The 306-nt window shown below is 54.2% G+C and carries 1 protein-coding gene; it reads right to left on the reverse strand.

Annotation, left to right across the window (positions count from 1 at the left end):
• Window positions 1-306, reverse strand: a 306-nt coding sequence (locus H8K52_RS20760) for a hypothetical protein (protein ID WP_186924808.1), incomplete at both ends; no start/stop codon positions are given.

Consider the following 306-nt stretch of genomic DNA (forward strand, 5'->3'; position numbering starts at 1 on the left):
CTACTGTTGTGGTTGCTGACAGAGACACGGTGTAGACGAGATCATTGCCTTCGACCACATTGTCACCAGCGACGCCTGGTGCGCCTGGTTCGACGGTGGTGATGCTTGGTTGGTCATCATCAATAATGCCGCCATTGCCTGTTACCCCACCGATCACCAATGGTAAGGATTCTGGGGAGGCGGAATCGACGACACTGTCGTTGATTGTGGCGACGGTGACCGTGAAGCTGGAAACACCGGCTGGAACGATCAGGCTGCCACCAACTAAGGTCACGCCATTGCTAAATGTGGCTGTGCTGTTGTAAT

Source organism: Affinundibacterium seohonense (genome assembly GCF_014284305.1).
Taxonomy (GTDB): domain Bacteria; phylum Pseudomonadota; class Gammaproteobacteria; order Burkholderiales; family Burkholderiaceae_D; genus Undibacterium; species Undibacterium seohonense.